Origin of the sequence: Halochromatium sp., from assembly GCF_046541315.1 — a bacterium.
Taxonomy (GTDB): domain Bacteria; phylum Pseudomonadota; class Gammaproteobacteria; order Chromatiales; family Chromatiaceae; genus Lamprobacter.
The window spans coordinates 1-4,730 of the sequence record NZ_JBKHDN010000211.1 but is presented as its reverse complement, the minus strand read 5'-3'; the positions used below and the strand labels follow the sequence as shown (position 1 = coordinate 4,730).

General features: G+C 66.3%; 3 protein-coding genes. All 3 read left to right on the top strand.

Going from position 1 to position 4,730, the window contains the following annotated elements; all coding sequences use genetic code 11:
- On the top strand, positions 1-2,213 hold a 2,213-nt coding region (locus tag ACLFQI_RS11755), incomplete at its 5' end, for an LPS-assembly protein LptD (protein WP_410759561.1).
- Positions 2,194-3,495 carry a peptidylprolyl isomerase gene (locus ACLFQI_RS11750; RefSeq protein ID WP_410759559.1) on the top strand — a complete coding sequence of 434 codons (1,302 nt, stop codon included), beginning with the start codon at positions 2,194-2,196 and terminating at the stop codon, positions 3,493-3,495. The genes ACLFQI_RS11755 and ACLFQI_RS11750, both read left to right, overlap by 20 nt.
- Entirely contained in the window at positions 3,488-4,573 is a 1,086-nt protein-coding gene (gene pdxA / locus ACLFQI_RS11745) for a 4-hydroxythreonine-4-phosphate dehydrogenase PdxA (protein ID WP_410759557.1), read from the top strand. The genes ACLFQI_RS11750 and pdxA overlap by 8 nt, the downstream gene beginning before the upstream one ends.
- Positions 4,574-4,730: the final 157 nt, after the last annotated feature.

Below are 4,730 nucleotides of genomic sequence, written 5' to 3'. Positions count from 1 at the left end.
TCAGCACGCCGTCCACGGCCAGCGCGCGCGAAGCGCGGCTGCATCGCGGGCTCGATTGGACCTTCTGCGGACCGCGACCGGCCCGGCTCGGCTCGGCACCGATGGCGGCGCCTCTGGCCCCGGAGACACCGATCGACATCGAGACCGGGGCCGTCGCCTACCAACGGGATACCGACATCCTGACGCTCAGCGGCGGCGTCGATGTCCGCCGCGAGCAAGAACGGGTGCTGGCGGACAGCCTGACTTACGACCGCAACACCGGCAACATCGCCACCGACGGCGAGACATTGATGGAACGCCCGGGCCTGCGGATGATCGGCGACCATGCCCTGCTCAATCTCGAGACCCAACAGGGGCGGATGCACAACGTCCGCTATCGGTTTTCCAACCGCGCCAATCTGCGTGGCACGGCCGATCTCGCCGAGGTGCTGAATCCGTCCCAGACACGTTATCGGGGGCTGGTTTACTCGACCTGTCCGCCGGGCAGCAATGCCTGGTCGCTCAAGGCCTCGCAGCTCAAGCTCGATCAGGGGAAAGGCATCGGCGTGGCGCGTGACGCCCGACTGCGTATCAAAGGGGTTCCCGTGCTCTACACCCCCTATCTGCGCTTTCCGATCGACGATCGGCGCAAGAGCGGCTTCTTGATCCCGACCGTCGGTTCCTCGGAGGAGCGCGGCTTCGAGCTGGTGGTGCCCTACTACTGGAACATCGCGCCGAATCTGGATGCGACCCTCTCGCCGCACTTCCTCAGCGAGCGTGGCCTGCTCATGGGTACCGAGTTGCGTTACCTCACGCGCAACGACGAGGGCCGCATCGAGGCCGAGATCATCCCGGACGATGCCAAATACGCCGGCAACGGCGCGCGCTGGGCCCTGAACCTGGAGGAGACCGGCACCTGGTTCAATCGCATCGACACCGGGCTCGAGTTCAGCGCGGTCTCCGACGAGCGCTATCTCGAGGACTTCGGCAATGGCCTGGATATCACCAGCACCCGGCGGCTGTTGCAGCGGGGCACGGCCACCTATCATGGTCGGGGTTGGACACTGCTAACGGCGCTGGAAGGCTATCAGACGGTCGATCCCGGGATCACCCCGGAGCAACGCCCCTATGGGCGGCTCCCGCAGGTGCTGTTCAATCTCGATCCGATCCGGCTCGATCATGGGCTCGTCGCCCGCCTCAACGCCGAATACGTCTACTTCGATCACCACCACATCGTCTACGGTCAACGCCTCGCGATGCAGCCAAGCCTGAGCCTGCCGTTGCGACGCAGCTATGGACACTTGATCCCAACCCTCTCGCTCAACCTCGGCGGCTACGATCTTGCCAACGCCGCGGTGGGGCAACCGACCTCGCCCAGCCACAGCATTCCCACCCTCGAGGTCGATGGCAAACTGGTGTTCGAGCGCGATACCCACTGGTTCGGCACCCAGGCGCTGCAGACCTTGGAGCCCCGGTTGTACTATCTGTACACGCCCTACGAGGATCAGTCGGCGACACCGGTCTTCGACAGCTCGGAACTCACCTTCAACTTCGCCAATCTCTTCCGCGCCAATCGCTTTACCGGACGCGACCGGATCGGCGATGCCAATCAGCTCACCACCGCCCTCAGCTCGCGTTTCCTGAACGCTCGCACCGGCGAGGAGATGCTGCGCTTGAGCGTCGGCCGCATCCTCTACTTCGCCGATCGCCGCGTGCAGATCGGTCGGCCAACGGAGGTTGACGACGAGTCGCCGATCGCCGGCGAACTCGCAGCGCACCTGTTCGACCACTGGCACGGGCGCGCGAGCTTCGAATGGGACCCCGCCGAGGACAGCGAACAATGGGGCCGGCGCACACTCCAGCTCCGCTACCGGGAGCCGGAGAGCAAACGCCTGCTCAACCTGGCATACCGGTATGATCGCGGCACCCGCATCGACAACCGCTTCGAGACCGCCGATCTATCCTTTCAGATGCCGGTCTCACGGCAAGTCAACGTCGTCGGGCGCTGGCTCTACTCGCTCGAGACCGACGAGACCAGCGACGCCTTTGCCGGCCTCGAGTTCGGCCAGTGCTGCTGGAGGGTCCGTCTGCTCGGGCGCCATTCCAAGCACCGCGCCGACAGCGCCGCGAGCACATCGGTCATGCTACAAGTGGAGCTTGCCGGCCTCGGTGCCTTTGGCAACTCCGTCGATCGTTTCCTGCAACGAGAGATCTATGACTATCAAGTCGACTAACCTCCTGCGACTCGTGGCGGCCTGCCTGCTGTGGGGCACCGCGCAGGCGCAGGTGCAATCCCTGGATGCCATCGTGGCCGTGGTCAACGATGACGTCATCGTGAAGAGCGAACTCGATAAGCAAATCGACCTGCTGATTCCAGAACTCCAAGCGCGTGGCGCGCCGATCCCCGATCCCGACTCGCTTGAGGAACAGGTCCTCGAGCAACTGATCCTCGAGCGACTACAGATGCAGCGCGCGCAAACCATTGGCATCGAGGTCGACGAGGCGACCCTGAACGAGGCCCTGGGCAGCATTGCCGCGCGCAATGGCATGGACCTGATGCAGCTGCGCGAGGCCCTCGCGGCCAATGGCGTCTCATTCGAGGATTTTCGCGAGGATACGCGGCGCCAGATCATTACCTCGCGCCTCCAACAGGAAGAGATCGTCAAGGGGATCAACGTCAGCGAGCAGGAGGTCGATCGCTTCGTTGAAACCGAGCGTGACAGCCTGATCACGCGCAACGAGGTGCGCCTGGGCCATATCCTGATCGCGCTGCCCGAGGACCCCAGTTCGGCGCAGGTCGAGCAGGCGCGGGAGACGGCCAAGGGGCTGGTCAAACGCTTGCGCCAGGGCGAGGACTTCGCGCGCCTCGCGCGCGCCAACTCCGATGGCGGTCGCGCCCAGGAAGGCGGCGATCTGGGTTGGTTCCCGATCGACGAGGTGCCAAGCCTCGCCGCGCGGCCAGCACAAACCCTGGATCGTGGAGAGCTGACGGACCCGATTCGCAGCCCGAGCGGTTTCCACATCATCAAGCTGAGCGACATCAAGGGCGACACGCCCAAGCCGGTGACCCAAACCAAGGCCCGGCACATCCTGATCCGCACCAGCGAGGTGGTGTCCGATCAGGATGCGAAACGGCGCCTCGAGCAGTTACGCATGCGCATCGTCGGCGGCGATGACTTCGCGACCCTGGCGCGCTCGCATTCCGACGATACTGGCTCGGCGTTGAACGGCGGCGATCTCGGCTGGATCAGTCCCGGCGATACCGTGCCTGCGTTCGAGCGCGAGATGGACGACCTAGATCCTGGCGAGGTCAGTCAGCCCTTCGAAAGCCCGTTCGGCTGGCACATCCTGCAGGTCAACGAGCGGCGCGAGCAAGACACCGCCGACGAGCTGTTGCGGCTGCGCGCCAAGGACGCGCTGCGCATGCGCAAGGCCGAGGAAGCGCGTGAGCAGTGGCTGCAGCGTCTACGCGACGAGGCCTATCTCGAGGTGCGGCTGGATGAACTCGATGACTGAGATCCCACGCTTGGCGCTGACCCTGGGCGAGCCCGCCGGCATCGGACCGGATCTCTGCATCGCCGTCGCCCAACACCCCCCTGCGGCGGAATTGGTCGCCATCTGCGATCCCGAGCTACTCGCCGCCCGCGCCGACATGCTCGGATTGCCGCTGACCCTGGAGGCCTTCGACCCCGAGCGCGCAGCACGCCCGCCGCTACCCGGCACGCTCTTGGTCGATGCTGCGGCAAGCCTTGCCGCGCCGGTCATTCCCGGCACCCTCGACCGCGCCCATGCCGCCTATGTCCTCGCCACCCTGAGCGCGGCCTGCAAGGGCTGCCTCGGCGGGCGCTGGGACGCGCTGGTCACCGGGCCGGTGCACAAGGGCATCATCAACGAGGCCGGCTTGAGCTTCAGCGGGCATACCGAATTCCTCGCCCAATGCTGCGCCCAGCATTGCGCCCAACAGGGCGCTCAGGGTGGCGAGGACATGGGCGCTCAGGGCGCGGAATCGGCACCAACCCCGGTGATGCTGCTCGCGGCGCCCGGCCTGCGCGTTGCCCTGGCCACCACGCACCTGCCGCTCGCCGAGGTGCCCAAGGCGATCACCGCCGCCCGGGTCGAGCACATCATCCGCGTCTTGGCCAGCAGCCTGCGCGATGCTTTTGGCATCCCGCGGCCCCGCATCCTGGTCTGCGGGCTCAACCCCCATGCCGGCGAAGGCGGCCACCTCGGCAGCGAGGAACAGCAGGTGCTGATCCCGCTGATCGCGCGGCTGCGGGCCGAAGGTCTGGATCTGGAGGGACCACTGCCGGCGGATACCGCCTTCGTGCCCCATCAGCTAGAACACGCCGACGCGGTGCTGGCGATGTATCACGACCAGGGGCTGCCGGTGCTCAAGCATCTCGGCTTCGGCCGGGCCGTGAACGTGACCCTGGGCCTGCCGATCATTCGCACCTCGGTCGATCACGGCACCGCGCTCGATCTCGCCGGCACTGGCCGCGCCGATGCCGGCAGCCTGCAGGCGGCCATTGCGCTGGCCGCGGAGATGGCGCAAGCAGGCGCCACGACCCTGTCCATCAACGCCGCCCCGAGTTGAGCGCCCGATTCGCAACGGTCTCGGTAAACACCCGGCGCCAATCCGGCGACATTGGGAGATCGACCAGCGACCGCAGGGACGAGAGGGGCGCTCATCCGCCGTTGGGCTTGATGTCGGACGCGACGGTCGAGTCCGATGCGGGGCTCGATGCGGGGCT

Bases quoted from the DNA above. Each gene is read 5' to 3' on its own strand.
- ACLFQI_RS11750 (WP_410759559.1), top strand. From the start codon at position 2,194: ATGACTATCAAGTCGACTAACCTCCTGCGACTCGTGGCGGCCTGCCTG.
- pdxA (WP_410759557.1), top strand. From the start codon at position 3,488: ATGACTGAGATCCCACGCTTGGCGCTGACCCTGGGCGAGCCCGCCGGC.